Genomic DNA, 22,351 nt, shown 5'->3' with positions numbered 1-22,351 from the left:
CTATCACCGGACTTCCGGTGAGGGGCAGGGGAGACGGGGTTGCTTTTTTTCGAGCTCTGGGCATGACTGTTATGGGGGGGAGTGCGCAGCACAGCGCTTCCTACAGGGAATGAGCGGCGTTCCGGCACCCCGAATAATGTTTTACGCAAAAGAAGGAAATACTAGCCAGGATGAAGAATGGTACATAAGGAAGAACCCGGGCTCCGGGTTCCGTGCTGTCGTTTTTGCGTGGCGGCACGCCAATCAATGAGGAGGTTGTTTATGCAGAAGCAGGTACAGATGGATCTTGGCGGACGTACGCTGATCCTCGAAACCGGGCGTCTGGCCAAGCAGGCCAACGCAGCCGTCGTGGCAAAATACGGCGATACGGTCATTTTATGTACGGTTACGGCATCGTCCGAGCCGAAAGATCTTGATTTCTTCCCCCTCACGGTCAACTATGAGGAGCGTTTATACTCTGTCGGTAAAATTCCCGGAGGCTTCATCAAGCGTGAGGGCCGTCCGAGCGAGAAAGCGATCCTGGCGAGCCGTCTGACGGACCGTCCGATCCGTCCGCTGTTCCCGGAAGGGTTCCGCAACGACGTACAGATCGCCAATATCGTGATGAGCGTAGACCAGGACTGCTCTCCCGAGATTGCAGCCATGATCGGAACCTCCGCGGCGCTGAGCATCTCCGACGTGCCGTTTAACGGCCCTGTGGGTGGTGTGATCGTCGGCCGCGTGGATGGCCAATTCGTGATCAATCCGACGCTGGAGCAGGCGGAGAAGAGCGATATTCACCTCGTGGTAGCGGGTACCAAAGACGCCATTATGATGGTGGAAGCGGGAGCGGACGAAGTGCCGGAGGAAGTGATGCTCGAAGCGATCATGTTCGGCCACGACGAGATCCGTAAGATCGTCGCGGTGCAGGAGCAGCTCGTTGCCGAAGCCGGCAAGCCGAAGATGGAAGTGAAGCTGCACGCGGTGGACGCGGAAGTCAGCGCGGCGGTGCGTGAATTCGCCCAGGCCCGTCTGATCGAAGCGATCAAGGTGCAGGAAAAGCATGCCCGCCAGGAAGCGATCGATGCGGTGAATGCCGAAGCGAAGGAGCATTTTGCCCTCGTGTACGCCGAAACGCCGGAGAAGATGGCCGACGTCAAGGAAACCCTGTACGATATCGTCAAGGAAGAAGTCAGACGCCTCATTACGCATGACAAGGTACGTCCCGACGGCCGTGGCCTCGATGAGATTCGTCCGATCGAATGCGATATCTCCCTGCTGCCGCGCACGCACGGCTCCGGCCTCTTCACACGCGGACAAACACAGGCGCTCAGCATCTGCACCCTCGGTGCCCTCGGCGATGTTCAGATTCTCGACGGGATCGATCTCGAAGAATCGAAGCGTTTCATGCACCACTATAACTTCCCTCCGTTCTCCGTAGGGGAAGCCAGACCGCTTCGTCCTCCGGGCCGCCGCGAGATCGGACACGGTGCACTCGGTGAGCGTGCGCTCGAGCCGATCATTCCGAACGAAACCGACTTCCCGTACACGATCCGTCTCGTATCCGAGGTGCTGGAATCCAACGGCTCCACCTCCCAGGCGAGCATCTGCGCGAGCACGCTGGCGCTGATGGATGCCGGGGTGCCGATCAAAGCGCCGGTAGCCGGTGTGGCGATGGGTCTGATCAAGGACGGGGAGCACTTCTCGATTCTCTCCGATATTCAGGGGATGGAAGATCACCTTGGCGACATGGACTTCAAAGTGGCCGGTACCGCGAAGGGCGTGACGGCGCTGCAGATGGACATCAAGATCGACGGGATCGACCGCAGCATCCTGACCCAGTCGCTCGAGCAGGCCAAAGTAGGCCGGATGCACATCCTGAACAAAATGCTGGAGCGCATTACGGAGCCGAAGTCTTCGCTGTCGAAATACGCGCCGAAGATCCTCACGATGCAGATCAATCCGGATAAGATCCGCGATGTCATCGGAGCGGGCGGCAAAATCATCAACAAGATCATCGAAGAAACCGGCGTAAAGATCGACATCGAACAGGACGGCCGCGTCTTCATCGCTTCCTCGAATCAGGAGATGAACGAGAAGGCACGCCAGATTATCGAAGGAATCGTACGCGAAGTCATCGTCGGCGAGATCTACCTCGGCACCGTCAAGCGGATCGAGAAGTTCGGCGCCTTCGTTGAAATCCTGCCGGGTAAGGACGGTCTCGTTCATATCTCGCAGCTGTCTACCGAACGGGTAGCCAAAGTGGAAGACGCCGTGAAGATCGGCGACCAGATTACGGTGAAAGTGACCGAGATTGACGGCCAAGGCCGCGTCAACCTGTCCCGCAAAGCCGTGCTGACCGCTGAAGCGCCGGCCCAAGCCTAAGACAATCGCATAGCCGCCTGCCTTCCGGCAGGCACACGAAGAAAGAGTCAGAGCAGTCTGTCTCTTTTTTGCTTTGTGCACCAGCCGGGGGAACCGGGGAGAAGCCGGGTCTAAACCTGTCCGCCGCCGCATAAGTATGGGACAAACGGTGATGCGACAGGAGAATGATCATGAAACGCTATCCTATAGCAACAGCAGCGGTTTGTTTGGGCCTGCTGTTCGTGGGGATTGAGAACTCCGAGGCGGTGAACGAATTTGCCGCCCGGGCCCGCGAGCAGGCAGCGGCTGCTCCCGCGGCAGGCAGGGTGCCTGCGATGGAAGCGGTGGAAGCCGCCGTCCGGTTGGTAACTGGAGATGAGCAGGAGGAGGGGCGCAGCGAGATGCTTCAGCGGATCCAGGCGGAGGCGGAGAAGCGCCGGGAAGCCCCCGTCAATGCCCGGATCGACCCGGTATGGAAGGCGGTGCCGGGCTACAATGGGCTGGAGGTGGACGTGGAGGCGACGCTGGAGCTTATGAAGCAGCAGGGCTACCGGGAACCGCTGAAGCTGGTCTATAAGGAGATTCCGCCGGCGATCGGGCTTGATCAGCTCGGCCCCCAGCCGGTCTACATGGGCAATCCGAAGAAGAAGATGGTCGCCCTGATGATTAACGTCGCCTGGGGGGACGAGTTTTTGGAGCCCATGCTGGCAACGCTGCGCCAGGAGGGGGTCCATGCGACGTTCTTTTTTGACGGGATGTGGCTGAAGAAGAATGCCGAGACCGCCCGGCGGATTCTCTCCGAAGGGCACGAAGCGGGCAATCACGCTTACTCCCATAAGAACATGAGCAAGCTGGACCGCATGAGCAATCTGAATGAAATTTCGAAGACGGAGGCCCTGCTGACCGGCGAGGTTGGGGTGAAGAACAAGCTGTTCGCCCCGCCGTCAGGAGATTACAACCAGACTACCGTGCAGGTCGCGCATGAGCTCAAGCTGCGAACGATCCTGTGGACGCTCGATACGGTCGACTGGAAGAAGCCGGAGCCTTCCTCCATCGTCCATAAAGTGCAGACCAAGGTAACCCCGGGAACGCTGATTCTCATGCATCCCACCTCCTCCAGCAGAGCTGCGCTGAAGGGAATGATTCAGGCGATTCGCTCCAAGGGGCTGGCGCTCGGCACGGTTTCTGAAGTCATTTCGCCGGAACGGCTGCACGAAGTTGAGTCCACCGGGCAATAGTGATAATATCTAATGAAGGGTTTCCTGCCGTACCGGAAAGTGGAAAAGGCTCCTCTTCCGGTCGCCCTGCTGTTCGCGCGGGAGAATCCGGGTCCGCCCGCCGGGCCCATGGTCTTATACTACATAGCTAGCTGAGGAGGCTTCCTGCTTGGACAAATATACATTGACTAACGGGCTTCGGGTCGTTGTGGAGAAGATTCCCACCACCCGTTCCGCCGCATTCGGCATCTGGGTCAAAACCGGATCGCGCCACGAGAGCCAAAGCCAGAACGGGATCTCGCATTTCATCGAACATATGCTCTTCAAGGGCACGGATAGATACAGCGCCAAAGATATCGCCGAGATTTTCGACGGCATCGGAGGTAACGTTAACGCATTTACCTCCAAGGAATATACCTGCTACTACTGTAAGGTGCTTGACGAGCACCTGCCGCTGGCCGTGGATGTGCTGGCCGATATGTTCTTCCATTCGGTGCTCGATCCGGTGGAGCTGGCCAAGGAGAAGAATGTCATCTATGAGGAAATCTCCATGTATGAGGATACGCCGGACGATATGGTGCATGATCTCATTGCCAAAGCGGCGTTCGAGGACCACTCGCTCGGGTATACGATCATCGGGACGCAGGAGAACCTTGCGGCCATGGATTCCGGAACGCTTCGGGAGTACATGAATTCCCATTATACGGTCGGCAATACGGTCATCAGCATCGCAGGCAATGTGAACGACGATGTCATCGCCTTGATGGAGAAGCACTTCGGAGCGTTTGCCGCTCATGGAACACCGGCGGAAGAGACGCCGCTCTCGTTCCACAGCAACCTCCAGTATCATAAGAAAAAGACCGAGCAGAACCATATCTGTCTGTCGCTTCCGGGCCTGTCCGCTAAGGATGAGCGCCTCTATGCGATGGTGCTGCTCAACAATGCGATCGGCGGCGGCATGAGCTCCCGCCTCTTCCAGGAAATCCGGGAGAAGCGGGGGTTGGCATACTCCGTCTACTCGTACCATACGTCCTACCAGGACGGCGGTCTGTTCACGATCTATACGGGAACGGCGCCGAAGCAGACGGATGAAGTGCTGAAGGTGACCCTCGAGATGATGTCCGAGCTCAAGGAGAAAGGGCTGTCGGAGGCTGAGCTGCGCAAGGGCAAGGAGCAGATGAAAGGCAGCCTGATCCTCAGCCTCGAGAGCACTTCTGCCCGCATGAACCGTCTTGGGAAGAACGAGCTGATGCTCGGCCGCCACTACAGCTTGGATGAGATGATCGAGCGTGTGGAAGCGGTGGAGATGGAGCACATCAGCAGCCTGATCGGCAGCATGCTGTCGAATCCCTTCGCTGTAGCGATGGTGGGGCAGAACGATGCCGCGATCCAGGGCTTCAGGAGGGATATTCTTGTCTAACCCCTTTGTAGTAGAGATCAAGCGCCTGCCTGGCAGCGACGGACTGCCGCTGCCGCAGAAGATGTCGGAGCTGGCGAGCGGCTTCGATCTGCATGCGGCCATCGAAGAGCCGATGACACTTGCTCCCGGTGAGCGGGCGCTCGTGTCGGCCGGGTTCGCCCTGGCGATGCCGGCGGAGCTCGAAGCGCAGATCCGCCCCCGCAGCGGTCTTGCGTTCAAGCACGGCATTACGGCGCTGAACTCGCCTGGGACGATCGATGCCGATTACCGCGGCGAAGTCAAGGTGCTGCTCATCAATCACGGGCAGGAACCATTCGTCATCGAGCGGGGGGAGCGCATCGCGCAGATGGTGTTCCAGCTTGTTCCTCAGGTCAACCTGACGGAAGTGGAGGAGCTGGGGGCGACGGTTCGCGGAGCCGGCGGCTTCGGGCATACGGGCACCAGGTAAGCGTCGGTGCACGAAGGAAACAAATATAAGGAACCCAGCGTCTTTCGGACTGCGGCTCTGCCGCTGCCCGGAGGGCGCTTTTTTGTGTTCCATGAAAGAGCGGCCGTCTGTCCGGACTTCTTGCCGGCCGTCGCCGGGATTGGAACCCATCGGTGGGCACCGGCATAAGATGATTTATCGAAAGCGGCCGAGAGGTTTCCGTGCTATCGTGCCGCCCATCCTGTAAGATCCGGGAGCTTCATACGGCAGGGCGGTGCTTCCGCGGCTAGTAGGGGGGCACTGCCTTGGCATGGGCCGGAGCGCGGGATGCGGTCGTCATTTTATTAGAAGAAAGAGGTGAGGATGGATGCTGACCGGAATTCAAGTGGCACTGATCGGCGGAGATGCCCGGCAGCTCGAGGTGATCAGCAAGTGCTCCGAGCTGGATGCCACGGTTCTGTTGATCGGCTTCGACAACCTGCAGAACGCCTTTAGCGGCATTACCAAGGCCGAGTTCACCCCGGAGGCGCTGGAGGGCATGGATGCGGTGATCCTGCCTGCCGTCGGAACCGATGACAGCGGAAGAATCGACTCGCTTTTCTCATCCGCGGAACTTCGATTGACTCGGGAACATATTGCGGCGCTGCCGAAGCATGCCAAGGTCTTCACAGGCATGGCTAAACCTTACTTACGAGAGCTCTGTGCGGAGAGCGGGATCGGTATCGTCGAATTGTTCGACCGGGACGACGTGGCGATCTACAATTCCATCCCGACGGCCGAAGGGGCCATCATGATGGCGATCCAGAATACCGACATTACGATTCACGGTTCCACGGCCTTGGTGCTTGGGTTCGGCCGCACCGGCATTACGCTGGCCCGAACGCTTCAGGGGATGGGGGCGAACGTGAAGGTGGGCGTGAACAAACCGGAATATTTTGCAAGAGCGTATGAGATGGGGATGAATCCGTTCCGTACGGAAGAGCTGAAATCGCAGGCGTCCCAAGTGGATTATGTGTTTAATACGATCCCCGCTCCGATTATCACCGCTCAGGTGATCGCACAGATGCCGCACCGGGCGCTGATTATCGATCTGGCTTCTAGGCCGGGAGGGACGGATTTCCGCTTCGCGGAAAAGCGCGGGGTGAAGGCGATGCTCGCTCCGGGACTTCCGGGCATTGTGGCACCCAAGACGGCGGGCAGGATCATTGCCGATACGATTACCCGCATCATCATGGAAGAGGCAAGAGCGAGGAGGAATGAGGTATGAATTGGAAAGAGATTACGGTGGGCTTTGCGCTCACGGGTTCCCACTGCACATTCGAAGAGGTGATGCCGCAAATCCAGCGGTTTATCGATGCCGGAGCGAAGGTGATTCCGATTGTAACCAATACGATTCTGACGACCGATACCCGATTCGGCACGTCGGAAAATTGGCTAAAACAGTTGAAAGACATCACAGGAAATGATATTATTTCTTCAATTGTTGAAGCAGAACCGCTCGGACCTTCGAAACTGCTCGATGTCATGGTCATCGCCCCTTGCACGGGGAACACGACAAGCAAGCTGGCCAATGCCATGACCGAAAGCCCGGTGCTGATGGCAGCCAAAGCGCAGATGCGCAACGGGCGTCCTCTCGTGCTGGCGATTTCTACGAACGACGGATTAGGGCTGAACGCAATGAACGTAGGCAAGCTGCTCATCACCAAGAACATCTATTTCGTACCATTCGGCCAGGATGCACCTACGGCCAAACCGAACTCGCTCGTGGCCCGCATGGACCTCATTATGGAAACGTGTGAAGCCGCCCTTTCGGGCAAGCAGCTGCAGCCGATGATCATCGAACGGTTTAACTATTGATCTTGCACTGGATTCTTTCATCACGATAGGGAGAGACGTACAGATGTCGGAACAGAAGTTGTTTAATGTCGCAGTAGTGGGCGCAACAGGTGCGGTCGGCGAGCAGATTATCCGTTTGCTCTCCGAGCGGGATTTCCCCCTGAACGAATTGAAGCTGCTGTCTTCCGCGCGTTCCGCGGGCAAGAAGGTCGAGTTCAAGGGCCGTGAGATTACGATCGAGGAAGCGGTGCCGGAGAGCTTCGAGGGGATCGATATCGCTCTCTTCAGCGCCGGCGGCGACGTCAGCCGCACACTGGTGCCGGAAGCGATCAAGCACGGCACGGTATGCATCGACAATACGAGCGCCTTCCGTATGGATCCGGATACCCCGCTTGTCGTACCGGAAGTCAATATCGACCGGATCAGCGACCACAGGGGCATCATTGCCAATCCGAACTGCTCCACGATCCAGATGGTGCAGACACTAAAGCCGCTCTATGACCGCTATGGGATCTCGCGCATCATCGTCTCCACGTACCAGGCGGTATCGGGTGCGGGAGCAAGCGCGATTGAGGAGATGCTACGGCAGTCCCGCGAGGTGCTTGAGGGCAGGCGGCCGGAGCCGCAGATTCTGCCTGTAGGCTCCCTGCAGAGAAAACACCAAATCGCCTTCAATGCGATTCCGCAGATCGACAAGTTCGTGGAGAACGGGTTTACTTACGAAGAAATGAAGATGATCAATGAAACCAAGAAAATCATGGGCGACGAATCCCTGGAAGTGACCGCTACCTGCGTACGTATTCCCGTAGTCTACGGCCACTCCGAATCCGTCTACGTCGAGCTTAAGGAAGATTTCGATGTGGAGGAAGCGAGGCGCCTGCTCGCGGACGCTCCAGGCATCGTGCTGCAGGACAATCCGGCGGAGCAGCTGTATCCGCTCGCAACGGATGCGGCCGGCAGGAACGAAACGTTCGTAGGCCGCATCCGCCGGGATCTGAGCAATCCTCGTGCGCTGAACCTGTGGATCGTCTCGGATAATCTGCTGAAAGGCGCCGCTTGGAACGCCGTGCAGATTGCCGAGTACATCGCCGTCCAGCAGTAGCAACCGTTTGGCAGCCGGCTTTCTGTACCGCGCAGAAAGCCAGGCTTTTGCTTTTTTCAAGACAGGTGGAGAAGAGGAGAGGGATCTTCATGAAGATCTTGGTGCAGAAGTTTGGAGGCACGTCCTTATCCACCGCCGAGGCCAGAGCACATGTTATCGAACACATCGAAGATGCATTGAACCAGGGCTACAAACCAGTTGTCGTCGTTTCGGCGATGGGACGCAAAGGGGAGCCCTATGCGACCGATACGCTGCTAGGCTGGGCCGCATCCAACGGGAATGCGCTTTCTCCGCGGGAGCGAGACATGCTGCTCGTGTGCGGCGAGCTGATCTCGGCGGCGACGCTCTGCAGCCTGCTCAATGCGCATGGTCTCCCCGCTACTGTTCTTACGGGAGCACAGGCGGGGATTCGCACGAATGCCGACTTCGGAAACGCGCAGATCCTGTCGATCGAGCCTGTTCGCATTCTCGAAGGGCTCGAGCAGGGCAAAGTCGTTATCGTAGCGGGATTCCAGGGGCAGACGGAGGAAGGGGACTTCACCACGCTCGGCAGAGGAGGCAGCGACACATCGGCTACGGCGCTGGGCGCTGCACTGCATGCGGAGATGGTGGATATCTTCACGGATGTCAGCGGCATTCTTACGGCCGACCCGCGCATCGTCGCGGATGCCAAGCCGCTGCCGATCGTTTCGTATGTCGAGATCTGCAACATGGCCCACCTCGGCGCGAAGGTGATTCATCCCCGCGCGGTAGAGGTGGCGATGCATGCCGGTATCCCGGTGCGGGTCCGCTCGACGTTCTCCAAGGATCCGGGAACGCTGGTGACGCATCCTTCCGTCCTGAAGTCCGGGCCGGGAGCGGTGCAGGACCGCTTCGTCACCGGGATCGCTCATGTGGCGGGCGTCTCTCAGATTCGCGTAACCCCCCAGGAGGGCAGCTTCGATCTGCAGCTCAGCGTCTTCAAGGCGATGGCGCAGGAGCGGATTTCCGTTGACTTTATCAACGTAAACCCCTCCGGTGTCGTCTATACGGTCTTTGACCACGAGGCGCCGAGAGCGGCGAAGAAGCTCGAGGAGCTGGGGCTGACGCCTCACATTACGCCGAACTGCGCGAAGGTTTCCGTCATCGGCGGGGGCATGAACGGCGTTCCGGGGATCATGGCGCACATCGTTGAAGCGCTGACGAAAGAAGATATCAGCATCCTGCAGTCGGCGGATTCGAACACGACAATCTGGGTGCTGGTCGAAGAACATGATATGGCCAAGGCGGTGCGGGCGCTGCATAAGCAGTTCGAGCTTCACAGGTAGTAAAGCGGCTGGAGTCCGGGGAGCGGGAGGCTTTCCGGACCGGTCGGCTGCCGTGAAGGCGATTTGCTGCTGACAAGCACTGCAAGCAGGTAAAGAGATAAAGCGTTAGAGGTCTGCAGCCTGCGTCCGCACCTTCTTCTTCAGGCCACCATTCTATAAAATGTCATGCTGCCCTGAATAAGGTCATGTTGTGGCATCACGGCTTAACCGGTTGTATGGATTGATAGTTCTTACTTAAGAAGCTACCCACTCGCAGGTTTCCTCTGCGAACAGGCAGAGGCTGCCTCGCAGCCTCGGACAGCAGGATAGGAGGAGTACTCTTGGATTTCGGCAGACTGATTACAGCGATGATCACTCCCTTCGACAGCGATCTCAAGATCGATTGGGAAGGTTTTGGAACAGTATTCGACTATCTGGTCGATGAGCAGGAAAGCGATTCCTTGGTTATTTCGGGAACGACGGGAGAGTCGCCCACCCTTACCGAGGAGGAGAAGCTTCAGCTCTTCGAAGCCGCCGTCAAGCGGGCGAAGGGCCGGTGCGGTATCATTGCGGGCACAGGCAGCAACGATACGGCGCACAGCATCCATCTGTCCCAGGCGGCGGAGAAGCTCGGCGTAAACGCCCTGCTCCTCGCAGCGCCTTACTATAACCGTCCTTCGCAGGAGGGACTGTACCAGCACTTCAAAGCGGTGGCCGAGTCAGTATCGATCCCGGTCATTCTCTACAATGTTCCTTCCCGCTCCAGCGTGAACATCAGCGCCGAGACGACGATCCGGCTGTCCCACATCCCGAACATCGTCGCTACCAAGGACTGTGCGGGCACGGACCAGCTGACGCAGATCGTCAGCGGTGCGGCGGAAGGCTTCATCGTCTACACCGGAGACGACAGCGCGGGGCTTCCGGCCCTGTCCGTCGGGGCGCACGGCATCATCAGTGTGGCGAGCCACGTGGTCGGTAAAGAAATGAAGCAGATGATCGCGGCGTACCAGAGCGGCGATGTAAAGCAGGCTGCTAAGCTGCATGGACAGCTGCTGCCGGTATTCAGCGGTCTGTTCACCTTCCCGAGTCCGGCTCCTGTGAAGGCCGCCCTCTCGCTGAAGGGGCTGCCTGCCGGCGGCGTACGCCTGCCGCTCGTGGCGGCAAATGAGGCGGAAGAACGGTTTATCGCTTCCTTGTTCCAGCAATAGAACGAGGGGAAGAGAACCGGTGCCTGCACACGGCACCGGTTTTTTCCAAGCTCCTGGTGTAAGCGCTTATCATTTGGGAGATACTAGAAGGCAATAGGGGCTGAAGGCCGGTTCAGCCCTTGCCCTAGGCTTTGCTTGTAAATGGAACTTTTTATCATGTATAATGGTTGCAAGTGACTGGTGCGGTATTTAATGGTTTGCAGCTCATAATGAAATCGTCGTCAATTAACTGGAGGAGGTTTATCTACATTGTCTAAGAAAAATACGGAAAAGCTATCGATCTTTGCCCTGGGCGGCGTGGGCGAAATTGGTAAGAATATGTACGTTGTTCAATACAATCAGGATATTGTCGTCATCGATTGCGGTCTGAAATTCCCGGAGGAGGATATGCTCGGAATCGATATCGTCATTCCGGACATCTCGTACCTGACGGAGAACCGGGATAAGATCCGCGGCATCATCATCACCCACGGCCATGAAGACCATATCGGCGGCCTGCCCTATGTACTCAAGCACCTGAACGTGCCGGTATATGGGACAAGGCTGACGATGGGGCTGATTGAGACCAAGCTGAAGGAAGCCAACCTGCTCGGCGAGACCAAACGGATCGTCATTACGGCGGATTCCGAGCTGGAATTGGGAACGATGACGGCGACGTTCTTTAAAACGAATCACAGCATCCCGGATTCCGTAGGGGTCTGTCTGGAGACACCGGAGGGCAACGTAGTCCACACCGGAGACTTCAAGTTCGACCAGACTCCCGTCAACGAGCAGTATGCAGATCTGCACCGGATGGCGGCCATCGGACACAAAGGCGTTCTCGCCTTGATGTCCGACAGTACGAACGCCGAGCGCCCGGGCTATACCGGCTCGGAGCGCAGCGTCGGAGCGGAGATTGAAGAGGTGTTCCGCAAGGCGAAGCAGCGCGTCATTATCGCTACGTTCGCCTCGAACATTCACCGGATCCAGCAGGTGATTGACGCATGCGTAACGACCAAGCGGAAGCTGACGGTAATCGGCCGGAGCATGGTGAACGTGGTGACGATCGCCAGCGAGCTTGGCTATCTGCATATTCCGGAAGGCATGCTTATTGAGCCGGAAGAAGTGAACAAGCTGGCCGCGGACCGCGTGGCCATTCTCTCTACGGGTTCGCAGGGAGAGCCGATGTCTGCGCTTACTCGCATGGCGCGTTCCACACACCGCAAGGTGGACATCCTGCCGGGTGACACCGTGATCATCGCGGCAACGCCGATCCCAGGCAACGAGCGGTACGTAGGCCGTACCGTGGACGAGCTGATGCGGATCGGGGCCCATGTCATCTACGGGCCGGGTTCGATCACCGGCGTACACGTATCGGGCCACGGCTCCCAGGAAGAGCTGAAGCTCATGCTGAACATCATGCGTCCGAAGTATTTTATCCCGATTCACGGGGAATACCGGATGCTCCGCCAGCACGGGCTGCTGGCGGAATCGGTCGGCGTAGCGCGCGAGGACATCTTCATTGTGGACAACGGCGACACGGTGGAGATTCAGGACGGCGTAGCCCGCAAAGGCTCCAAGGTCCAAGCCGGCAACATCCTTATCGACGGCCTCGGGGTCGGCGACGTAGGGAACATCGTTCTGCGGGACCGCAAGCTGCTGTCCCAGGACGGGATTCTCGTCGTGGTGGTTACGCTGAGCAAGCAGGACGGTACCATCCTGTCCGGACCGGATATCATTTCCCGCGGCTTCGTGTATGTCCGTGAGTCGGAAGGGCTGCTCGAAGAAGCCAACCGGATCGTCACGTCGACCCTGCACCGCCTGATGAACGAGAATGTCAATGAATGGGCGTCCTTGAAGACTCATGTCAAGGATGCGCTCGGACGATTCCTTTATGAACAAACCAGAAGAAGACCGATGATCCTTCCGATTATTATGGAGGTATGAGTGTCGGCATTAGTCACTTAATCACCTGATCCAATCATCCTGAGAGCTTTCCACGCCTGCGAGCTGCTGCGTGTGAAAGCTCTTTTTGCTGTCCCGTTACATATTTTCAGGCGGCAGACCCATACTATAGGAGATTTGATCAGAACACCGGGGAGTGTGCGCATCTTGTCCAATAACAAGCAAGAACAGACACCGCAAAATCCGCCTGCCGCGCCGGGTGAAGAAGTACGCAAGGGAACGACCGTCGAGACCATCCAGCAGCTCGGGCAGACTGTAGCGCCCAGCGGAGAGTCGAATATATTCTGCATGACCATTATCGGTCAGGTGGAGGGGCATATGGTACTCCCGCCGCAGAACAAGACGACAAAATATGAGCATTTGATCCCGCAGCTTGTCGCTGCCGAGCAGAATGCGAAGATCGAGGGTGTGCTCATCATTCTGAATACGGTGGGCGGCGACGTGGAGGCCGGCCTGGCTATCGCAGAGATGATCGCCACACTGTCGAAGCCGACCGTTACGCTGGTACTCGGAGGAGGCCACAGCATCGGGGTGCCGATCGCCGTATCGGCGAACCATTCGATCATCGCTGAGACCGCGACGATGACCATTCATCCGATCCGGCTCAACGGGCTGGTGATCGGAGTTCCGCAGACCTTCGAATACCTCGACAAAATGCAGGAACGGGTGATCCGGTTCGTTACGCGTCACTCCAGAGTCGACGAGGGCAAATTTAAGGAGCTTATGTTCAAAACCGGAGAGCTGACCCGCGATATCGGGACGACCGTAATCGGTGCGGACGCGGTCAGATACGGGCTCATCGACCAGATCGGCGGGGTGGGTGACGCGATCCGCAAGCTGAATGCATTGATCGAAGAGCGCCGCAGCAGCGGCACCGGGGGGATGGTGCAATGACCCACTATACCATTCTTCCGATGGAAGCGGTCATGGAGGGAATGGAGAGCGAGGTTCAGCCGCCGGTGGAGATCGTCATGAACGGCGTGATGATGCAGGTGCTGCCTCTCAACGGGCAGCAGGCGACGATCGTCCGTCTGCTCAGCGGAAACCCTCAGGATTATCTCAATCCTCAATATTCGCCGGGCCGCCTGATCGAGTTCCAGCCGGTTCTCTCGACCGAGTAATCGAAATCCGGCCCTTTTACCGTTTTGCCCCCAGGTTATGGTATAATGATTCCTCGGGGGTGAGCGGCCTTGTCCAAGAAAAGGAAAAAGGGCAAAGGAATCAAAACAAATGTGAAGTTCGAACTGTACGGGATCGCGATTCTGACTCTCTCCATTATCGCACTGTCGCGAGAGGGCTCCGTGGCCCGATCACTTACATACTTGTTCCGGTTTCTGATCGGAACGTGGGATTTTCTCATACCGCTGGTCTTCATCTATGCGGGTCTTTATGCCATGATGAAGCGGGAATGGCCGGTGTGGCGGACCCCGCGCAAGTACGGCATTGCGCTCATCGTGCTGTCCCTGCTGCTCATGAGCCATATTTCGGTATTCGCCCAGCTGTATCCGAAGGCGGATTTCACCGGTAGTCAAATCTGGTCGCAGACCTGGTACAGCATGAAGGAAGGGGTGAAGCCCACACAGCAGGGGCAGGCCATCCTCCGGGACGAAGTCGGCGGCGGCATGATCGGCGCCTCGCTGTACTCCGTGCTCTTCATGCTCTTCAGCAATCTCGGCGCCCGGCTGATCCAGTACATGCTGTTCGCCGCAGGCTTCATGATGGTGACGGGGCTGTCCGTCGCGGACATCGTGGACAAGGTAAGAGGCCGCAAGGCGTTCAAGGACACGCTGTTCGGCCGCTATCTGCAGCGCAAGCTCCAGGAGCGGCAGAAGCAGGCGGCGAAGGCGGCGGCCGCCGCGGAGAAGAAGCGTAAAGCGGCGGAAGCCGCCGCTGCGGCATACGAGCCGGAGGATGAGGACGAGATGCCGGACGAGCTCGACGAAGAGACCGTGAAGCCGCAGCGCAAAGTCCGGCAGAAGACGGCCAAGCGTTCGGTGTTCATGGAGCTGATCAAAGGCAGCCGGTCGGATGAAGAGAAGCCGAAGAAAGAGAAGGGCAAGGCGTCCGAATGGGACGATGGGGAGGAAGAGGGCGTCAGCGTGTACTCCGCCGAGCCGGTGGGCCCTGGGGTATTCGTGCCTCCTGCGGACGAGGACGAGATGCCGGCCCCGCTTACGCGCACCCATGATCCGGCGATTCCGGTCATCCGCGATTTCCAGGAGCAGGTGAAGCAGGAGACATCCTTCCAGCCGGCCTCACCGGCACCGGCAGCAGGTCCGGCTTCTGCCGGCTCCGCACCGGCTGCCTCTGCGGCTGCCGCCTCAGCCGAGGATAGCGCAGGGGCTGGCGAGGAGTTTGATATCAAGAACAAGCCGCTGGAGATACCGTATGAGCTGCCTCCGCTGAATCTGCTCTCGAAGCCTGCTTCCGGCAAAGGGGGCGAATCGCTGGATTATAAGGCGGTCGCCCGCAAACTCGAGGCGACGCTCGAGAGCTTCGGCGTCCGCGCCAAGGTGCTGGAAGTGGTTCGAGGCCCGGCGGTGACGCGCTACGAAATCCAGCCGGACGTCGGGGTGAAGGTATCCCGGATCGTGTCGCTGACCGACGATATTGCTCTGGCCCTTGCGGCCAAGGACATCCGGATGGAAGCGCCGATCCCGGGCAAATCAGCGATTGGCATCGAGGTGCCGAATTCCGAGGTGTCGGTCGTCACGATGCGCGAGGTCATGGAGAGCGGCGCCTTCCAGGATGCGGCCTCCAAGCTGTCGATCACCTTCGGCCGCGATATTTCCGGTCAGCCGATCGTCGGCAACCTGGCGCGGATGCCGCATATGCTCGTAGCCGGCGCAACCGGCTCGGGCAAATCGGTGTGTATCAACGGCATTATCACCAGTGTGCTCTACAAGGCGAAGCCTGACGAAGTCAAGTTCCTGATGATCGACCCGAAGATGGTCGAGCTCAATGTCTATAACGGCATTCCGCACCTGCTGGCGCCGGTCGTCACTGATCCGAAGCGCGCTTCGCTTGCGCTGAAGAAGGTCGTCGTCGAGATGGAGAAGCGTTATGAGCTGTTCTCCAAGAGCGGTACGCGGAATATCGAAGGCTACAATACGATGCTGCTGGAGACGCAGACGGGTGCCCCGTTGCCTTATATCGTCGTGATCGTCGACGAGCTTGCGGATCTCATGATGGTCGCTGCAAACGATGTCGAGGATGCGATCTGCCGTTTGGCCCAGATGGCCCGTGCGGCGGGGATTCACCTAATCATCGCTACCCAGCGTCCATCCGTAGACGTCATCACGGGCGTCATCAAGGCCAATATCCCGTCGCGGATTGCCTTCGGCGTATCGTCGCAGGTTGACTCCCGGACGATTCTGGATTCCGCGGGCGCGGAGAAGCTGCTTGGCCGCGGGGATATGCTGTACCTGCCGATGGGCGCCTCCAAGCCGGTGCGGGTGCAGGGCGCGTTCCTCTCCGACCAGGAGGTGGAGGCTGTAGTGAATTATGTGCGCACGCAGGGTCAGGCGGAGTACGTCGAGGATATGGTGCCTATGGTCGAAGAGAAGCAGGACGACGGGGACCAGTACGAGGACGAGCTCTATGATCAGGCGGTTCAGATCATTCTTGAGGCGAAGCAGGCTTCCGTGTCCCTGCTGCAGCGTCGGATGCGGGTTGGGTATACCCGCGCAGCCCGGCTCATCGATACGATGGAAGCGCGCGGCGTCGTCGGCCCGTACGAAGGCAGCAAGCCCAGGGAAGTGCTCATGTCGCTCGAACAGTATCAGGTTATGCGGATGAGCTCCTAGCCTGTTTTCCCCATGTTTGTGAAGCTTATGCATCCCTGCCAATTTGAATAGAAGCCGATTCTCTTTCTCATACTAACCAGCAGACAGGCTGCCATTATGAGAACGAGAAAGGTGAGTATAAGCGGATGAACAAACGTCTGGTTTTCATTACCGTCGGTTTGGTGCTCATGATGTTCGCCGGATTCGAAGTGAAGCACCGATTCAGTGCGGAGATGACCTTCAGCGGCAATGAAATTCGTTATGGAACCTCCGGTACCGCGGACGTCTACGAGCTGCAGGGCCGCCTGAAGCATCTCGGTTTTTATAAAGGGACGGTGGACGGCGACTTCGGCTACAATACGCTGAAGTCCCTCAAATGGTTCCAGTCCGAATTCGGCATGAAGGTCGACGGCGTCGCCGGTGCCAAGACCAAGCTGAAGCTCTATGAGGCGACGAAGGATTGGAAGCCCACGGCCGCCGATCTGCCCCCTTGGGTCGTGAAGGGCGGCAAGGCCGCTGCAGGCAGTGGAGGAGCCGCCGGCGGAAGCGGCGGAGGCGGATCCTACAAGATCGAATCGTCGGGCATGACGCCTTCGACCAAGCTAGGCCTCTCCAAGCAGGACCTGGACATCATGGCCAATGCCGTGCACGGTGAAGCCCGGGGAGAGCCTTACATCGGCCAGATTGCCGTTGCGGCCGTAATCCTGAACCGTGTCAAAAATCCGAGCTTCCCGAACACCGTCTCCGGCGTGATCTTCCAGCCCGGCGCCTTCACGGCCGTCGCAGACGGACAGATCTGGCTGACGCCGAACGAGCAGTCTCGTAAGGCAGTACAGGACGCGCTGAACGGCTCCGATCCGACCGGCGGCTGCATCTATTACTTCAATCCGGCTACGGCGACCTCGAAGTGGATTTGGTCCCGGCCGCAGGTGAAGACGATTGGCAAGCATATTTTCTGCAAATAACCACTAGGGTAGAAGTAACCGGCGTACTGCGGTTGCTTCTTCTGTTTATGGAGGAATATAATAACAGGAAGGCAGGAGAAGCATTCATGAGGGGAGTTGTATCGTCTTTGAAGCAGATCCGATTTGAACGGGGAACGCTCGGCCCTGTGCGTGTCCATGTGTTACCTACCGAGCAGTTCAAAACGTTCGCTGTCTCCGTTTATATCGGGAGTCCATTGCAGGAGGATTCGGTAACCTCCACGGCGCTCATTCCTTTCGTGCTGCGGCGCGGCAGCCGTTCTTATCCCGAGACGAAGCAGTTCCGGGAACGGCTCGATGACTTGTACGGCGCAGGCTTCGGCTTCGACGTCTACAAGCGGGGCGATTATCAGATGGTCCAGTTCCGGATGGATGTCATCCAGGATGCGTTCGTCTCGAGCACCGAATCGCTGCTGGAAGGCGCGCTGCAGTTCGTGGGCGAAGCGCTGACCCGGCCGGCACTCGAAGGCAGTACGCTCGTATCCAAGTATATTGATTCCGAGAAGGCGACTCTGCGCAAACGGCTCGAATCAATCGTGAACGATAAGATCCGCTACGCCGCGGAGCGGTGCATTGAAGAGATGTGCGAGGGGGAACCGTACCGGCTTCATCCCCTGGGCCGCATAGAGGCGCTGGATGCCATCGAGCCTGCGGGACTGACGGAACGCTACCGCCAGTGGCTGCAGTCCTCCCCGATCGATGTGTACGTCGTCGGCAGCACGACGCTCGATCAGGTGATGGGCCTGCTGGAGCGCAGCCTAGACCTGGGTGGCGGGAGCGGTCGGCCCGGAGATTATGCGATGAAGACGGGGCACCGCCAGGTTCAGCAGGTGAAGGAAGTCGTCGAACGGCTTGACGTCAACCAGGGCAAGCTCAACATGGGCCTGCGTGTGCCTACCTCCTACGGGGATGCATCCTATCCCGCTTCTCTCATGTACAACGGTATTCTTGGCGGCTATCCGCACTCGAAGCTGTTCACGAATGTCCGGGAGAAGGAGAGTCTGGCTTACTATGCCTCTTCACGTCTCGATGGTCATAAGGGCATTCTGACGATCCAGTCGGGCATCGAAATCGGCAATTACGAGAAGGCGGTCAAGATCATCAAGGAACAGCTGCAGGCCATGGAGCAAGGCCAGATCTCCGAAACCGAGCTGCAGCAGACCAAAGCGATGATCACCGGGCACCTGCGCGAGCTGCAGGATTCGGCGTTCGAGCTCATTGCCTTTGATTTCAATAACCGGCTCTCGGGAGCGGACCGTTCGGTTCCGTCCTTGATTGAAGCGGTGGAGGGCATCACACCGGCGCAGATCCAGGAGCTTGCACGCACGGTACAGCTCGATACGGTTTACTTCCTGCGGGATAACAAGGGGGGCGAATAAGCATGCAGACGATCCCTTATGCTCATGTCAAAGAAACGCTCTATACCGAGAAGCTTCCGAACGGCCTGACGGTGTTCGTGCTGCCCAAGGAAGGCTTCCAGAAGACCTATGCCACCTTTACGACCAAGTACGGATCCATCGACAACCACTTCCAGGTGGAAGGGGCCGAAGAGCGCCGTGTGCCGGACGGCATTGCGCACTTTCTGGAGCACAAGATGTTCGAGGAGCCGACAGGAGACATCTTCTCCGTCTTCGCGGCCCAGGGCGCTTCGGCGAATGCCTTTACGAGCTTCGACCGGACAGCGTACCTGTTCTCGGCCACCGAGCATATCCATGAGAACCTGACGACGCTGCTGAACTTCGTGCAGAACCCTTACTTTACGGACGAGAATGTCGAGAAGGAGAAGGGCATCATCGGGCAGGAGATCAAGATGTACGAGGACAATGCGGACTGGAGAGCCTACTTCGGACTCATCGAAACGCTGTACCACACCCACCCGGTACATATTGATATTGCCGGAACGGTGGAGTCGATCGGTGAGATCACAAAGGATATGCTCTACGAATGCTACCGTACGTTCTACCACCCGAGCAATATGTCGCTGTTCGTCGTGGGAGGAGTCGATCCCGGGGAAGTCATGGAGCTGGTCCGCAGCAACCAGGCGGCCAAGACCTTCGCGCCGCAAGGGGAGATCCGCCGCTTCTTCGATGAGGAGCCGGATACGGTCAAAAATGAGCGCAAAGTGACCGTGCTGCCCGTCTCTCTGCCGAAGTGCCTCTTCGGGTGCAAGGAGTCGGGACAGCCGCGCCGCGGCCGGGAGATGCTGAAGCGCGAGCTCACAATGAAAATTGTGATGGATGTGCTCCTGAGCCCGAGCTCCGCGATCTATCAGAAGCTCTATGACGAAGAGCTCATCTCCGATAACTTCGGCTCTGAATACAATATCGCCGAGGGGTACGGCTTCTCGGTCATCGGCGGCGATACGAAGGACCCTGAACGTCTGATCGCAAGGATCAAGGAAGAGATTGACGCCGTCAAGGCAGCCGGAATTCCCGTAGCGGACTTCGAGCGCAGTAAGCGCAAGAAGATCGGTGCGTTCCTGCGCCAGCTCAATTCGCCCGAGGCGATCGCCAACGAGTTCACCAAATACCGGTTCAAGGACTCCGATTTGTTCGACATCTTGCCGGTCTATGAAGAAATCACGCTCCAGGAAGTGAATGCCAGCCTCCGCGATCACTTCGATTGGGGCCGTCTAGCCGCCTCGATCGTCACCAGCCGTGGAGAAGGGGCCTAACGGGTTCAAGCCGTTCACAGAGCAGACGGTCCTCGTAACCGGAGGCAGCCGGGGGATCGGAGCGGCCATTGCCGGCCGCTTCGCTTCCGTCGGAATGAATGTGGTCATCCACTACCTGCAGTCGCATGAAGCCGCGAACGAGACGGCCCGCAGCTGCATGAAGTCGGGGGCCAAGGTATTGACGGTTACGGCGGACCTCCGTTCCAAGGACGGGATCGAGCGCATGCAGGACAAGCTGGCGCAGCATGACATGTATCCGGATATTCTCGTAAATAATGCAGGCGTCTCCCACTACGGCCTGCTGTCCGACGTGACGGAAGAACAGTGGGACGAGATTATGGGAATTAACCTTAAGGGTACATTCCTCATGACGCGGCAGTTCATGCCGCGGATGATCTCGCAGAAATACGGCCGTATCATCAATGTTTCCTCCATCTGGGGGATATCGGGCGCATCGTGCGAAGTGGCTTACTCCACCGCCAAGGGCGGGATCAACGCCTTCACCAAGGCGCTGGCCAAGGAGCTGGCACCCTCCGGCGTGACGGTCAATGCCGTGGCCCCCGGAGCGGTGGACACGCTCATGATGTCGGGCTTTGACGAGCAGGAGAAGGCCGCCATGGAGAACGACATCCCGGCTGGGCGTTTCGGCAAGCCCGATGAGATCGCTTCCCTGGTGTACTTTCTCGCGCTTCCCGAATCGGGATATATTACCGGACAGATCATCTCGCCGAACGGCGGGTGGCTGACCTGACGGACCGCATAATCACCGCCTCTTTTGCGAATAGTAAGCTTGTAATGAACCTATATGCACAAGGAGGAGTTGCGATCATGGCTACGGTCCTGAAGGTGTTCGAACGCTGGAAAGAATTTCTCGGTGAGCGTGTACAGCAGGCGGAGAAGGCTGGAATGAGCGAGGAGCTCATCTCGAAGCTCGCTTACCAAATCGGTGAGTTCCTGTCCGACAAGGTCGACCCGGAGAACAAGGAAGAGCGTGTGCTTAAAGAGCTCTGGGACGTTGCTGACGAGAATGAAAGAAGAGTCATGGCCGGCATCATGGTGAAACTGGCCAAAGCGAACAACTAATAATTATAGCTGCCATTTTGTGAGCCTCCTATCAAGGAGGCTTTTCCTGCTTTTTTCTGGTATACTGAACAATAGCATACCGATTGAGATAGAGGATGAATGAAATGAAGCAGGAAATCTGGCATCACCAAACCGGAGCCGGACCATGGTCCCGGGTGTTACAAAAAGCCGTAATCGGTGTAAGTATGTTAGGGGTTTTGGCCATGGCTTCCGGCTGCGGCAAACATATTCCGGCCATTGAACCGGCACTGCTCGAGAAGAAGGCATCGCTCTTGATCGTGACCGGTCCGACACTCGCCGAACCCGACAAAGCTGCGCTGCAGGCCGCACTCACCCAGTGGCAGAATACCAGGTATCTGTCCTACGAGTGGGTGCAGAATGCCGAGAGTCAGACGGCGTGGACGCCGGAGATGATCGCCAGGACGGGAGCGCGGAATTACGATTATATTGTGGTGGCAGGCCATGATCTCGCCCGCAGCGCCCTGGAGGCGGCACAGCAGGTCACACAGCACAAATGGCTGCTGCTTGACGACGGACTGACGCGCGATACGGTGCAGCTGACCGGGGAGCATATCCAGATGAAGCTCGTGCAGGACGCGGAGTTCCGCGCTCTATGGGACCCGTGGGTGAAGGAGCAGACGAATGCGCGGCGCACGATTGAGTGGGTGACGACGTCGGCCTATCCCGTGCCGAGCGAGTGGGCGCCCAGCGAGGAGGCGGAATATGTCTCGCTCTCCGATGCGGAAGGGTGGTACGTCCAGTTCCAGCATCAGGTCCGGCGGCATGGGCCGGCATGGATCGCCGTATACGCACCGATGGACGAAGCCGCGGTTCAGCGGATGCGCAGCCTGCAGATTCCCGTGATGAACATGGCAGGGACGACCGTACAGCTGCAGTGGAACGGCATCCTTACGCTGCTTCAGGGAGCGATGGACGGCAAGCCTTGGACGCCGGGCATTCAGCCTTATTCCGAGAGCGAAGCCAGGATCGTCAAAAATTAATCCGTATATACCGCCCTAACCCGGGAGGAATTTATCGAATAT

Annotated in this window: 19 protein-coding genes; all 19 read left to right on the top strand. The window is 58.2% G+C overall.

Features of this window, described 5'->3' with window-relative positions; genetic code table 11:
* Positions 1 to 261 precede the first annotated feature (261 nt).
* The 19 genes from pnp to ACP26L_RS23830 all read left to right on the top strand — a co-directional run bounded on the left by pnp (position 262) and on the right by ACP26L_RS23830 (position 22,309).
* A complete protein-coding gene (gene pnp, locus ACP26L_RS23920) occupies positions 262 to 2,364 on the top strand; it encodes a polyribonucleotide nucleotidyltransferase (protein ID WP_426447012.1) in 2,103 nt (700 codons plus the stop codon).
* A 170-nt stretch (positions 2,365 to 2,534) separates the two neighbouring features.
* Positions 2,535 to 3,581, top strand: coding sequence for a polysaccharide deacetylase family protein (locus tag ACP26L_RS23915; RefSeq protein ID WP_426447010.1), 1,047 nt, complete (start codon positions 2,535 to 2,537; stop codon positions 3,579 to 3,581).
* Between the two features lie 148 nt (positions 3,582 to 3,729).
* Positions 3,730 to 4,980, top strand: coding sequence for a M16 family metallopeptidase (locus ACP26L_RS23910; RefSeq protein ID WP_426447008.1), 1,251 nt, complete (start codon positions 3,730 to 3,732; stop codon positions 4,978 to 4,980).
* Positions 4,973 to 5,428: a dUTP diphosphatase gene (dut, locus tag ACP26L_RS23905; protein ID WP_426447006.1), complete on the top strand. Its 456-nt coding sequence runs from the start codon at positions 4,973 to 4,975 to the stop codon at positions 5,426 to 5,428. The genes ACP26L_RS23910 and dut overlap by 8 nt, the downstream gene beginning before the upstream one ends.
* A gap of 346 nt (positions 5,429 to 5,774) precedes the next feature.
* Positions 5,775 to 6,674, top strand: coding sequence for a dipicolinate synthase subunit DpsA (gene dpsA / locus ACP26L_RS23900; protein WP_426447004.1), 900 nt, complete (start codon positions 5,775 to 5,777; stop codon positions 6,672 to 6,674).
* The gene (locus ACP26L_RS23895; protein WP_426447002.1) at positions 6,671 to 7,264 is read left to right on the top strand and encodes a dipicolinate synthase subunit B; all 594 of its coding nucleotides are present in this window, start codon (positions 6,671 to 6,673) and stop codon (positions 7,262 to 7,264) included. The genes dpsA and ACP26L_RS23895 overlap by 4 nt, the downstream gene beginning before the upstream one ends.
* Before the next feature lie 43 nt (positions 7,265 to 7,307).
* Positions 7,308 to 8,345, top strand: a complete 1,038-nt coding sequence (locus ACP26L_RS23890) for an aspartate-semialdehyde dehydrogenase (protein WP_426447000.1) — start codon at positions 7,308 to 7,310, stop codon at positions 8,343 to 8,345.
* An 89-nt stretch (positions 8,346 to 8,434) separates the two neighbouring features.
* A complete protein-coding gene (gene dapG / locus ACP26L_RS23885) occupies positions 8,435 to 9,652 on the top strand; it encodes an aspartate kinase (protein WP_426446998.1) in 1,218 nt (405 codons plus the stop codon).
* A gap of 320 nt (positions 9,653 to 9,972) precedes the next feature.
* Entirely contained in the window at positions 9,973 to 10,839 is an 867-nt protein-coding gene (gene dapA / locus ACP26L_RS23880) for a 4-hydroxy-tetrahydrodipicolinate synthase (RefSeq protein WP_426446996.1), read from the top strand.
* Positions 10,840 to 11,088: 249 nt separating this feature from the next.
* Positions 11,089 to 12,765, top strand: a complete 1,677-nt coding sequence (locus tag ACP26L_RS23875; RefSeq protein WP_426446994.1) for a ribonuclease J — start codon at positions 11,089 to 11,091, stop codon at positions 12,763 to 12,765.
* 165 nt (positions 12,766 to 12,930) lie between these two features.
* Entirely contained in the window at positions 12,931 to 13,677 is a 747-nt protein-coding gene (locus tag ACP26L_RS23870; protein WP_426446992.1) for a ClpP family protease, read from the top strand.
* The gene (locus tag ACP26L_RS23865) at positions 13,674 to 13,904 is read left to right on the top strand and encodes a YlzJ-like family protein (protein ID WP_426446991.1); all 231 of its coding nucleotides are present in this window, start codon (positions 13,674 to 13,676) and stop codon (positions 13,902 to 13,904) included. Before ACP26L_RS23870 ends, ACP26L_RS23865 begins: the two co-directional genes overlap by 4 nt.
* A 69-nt stretch (positions 13,905 to 13,973) precedes the next feature.
* Positions 13,974 to 16,589: a DNA translocase FtsK gene (locus tag ACP26L_RS23860; protein ID WP_426446990.1), complete on the top strand. Its 2,616-nt coding sequence runs from the start codon at positions 13,974 to 13,976 to the stop codon at positions 16,587 to 16,589.
* Between the two features lie 125 nt (positions 16,590 to 16,714).
* Positions 16,715 to 17,533, top strand: coding sequence for a spore cortex-lytic enzyme (sleB, locus tag ACP26L_RS23855; protein WP_426446989.1), 819 nt, complete (start codon positions 16,715 to 16,717; stop codon positions 17,531 to 17,533).
* A gap of 86 nt (positions 17,534 to 17,619) precedes the next feature.
* Complete coding sequence (gene yfmF, locus ACP26L_RS23850) at positions 17,620 to 18,930, top strand: EF-P 5-aminopentanol modification-associated protein YfmF (RefSeq protein WP_426446988.1); 1,311 nt, start codon at positions 17,620 to 17,622, stop codon at positions 18,928 to 18,930.
* Between the two features lie 2 nt (positions 18,931 to 18,932).
* A complete protein-coding gene (gene yfmH / locus ACP26L_RS23845; protein WP_426446987.1) occupies positions 18,933 to 20,225 on the top strand; it encodes an EF-P 5-aminopentanol modification-associated protein YfmH in 1,293 nt (430 codons plus the stop codon).
* Positions 20,209 to 20,976 (top strand): elongation factor P 5-aminopentanone reductase, encoded by a 768-nt coding sequence (ymfI, locus tag ACP26L_RS23840; RefSeq protein ID WP_426446985.1) that lies wholly within the window; start codon positions 20,209 to 20,211, stop codon positions 20,974 to 20,976. The genes yfmH and ymfI overlap by 17 nt, the downstream gene beginning before the upstream one ends.
* 77 nt (positions 20,977 to 21,053) lie before the next feature.
* Positions 21,054 to 21,308, top strand: a complete 255-nt coding sequence (locus ACP26L_RS23835) for a DUF3243 domain-containing protein (RefSeq protein WP_426446984.1) — start codon at positions 21,054 to 21,056, stop codon at positions 21,306 to 21,308.
* Positions 21,309 to 21,511: 203 nt separating this feature from the next.
* On the top strand, positions 21,512 to 22,309 hold the full coding sequence (locus tag ACP26L_RS23830; RefSeq protein WP_426446982.1) for a hypothetical protein: 798 nt from the start codon (positions 21,512 to 21,514) through the stop codon (positions 22,307 to 22,309).
* Positions 22,310 to 22,351: the final 42 nt, after the last annotated feature.

Origin of the sequence: Paenibacillus sp. S-38, from assembly GCF_049942825.1 — a bacterium.
In the GTDB taxonomy this organism is placed as follows: Bacteria; Bacillota; Bacilli; order Paenibacillales; family NBRC-103111; genus Paenibacillus_G.
This window is presented reverse-complemented; position numbering and strand designations above follow the sequence as displayed.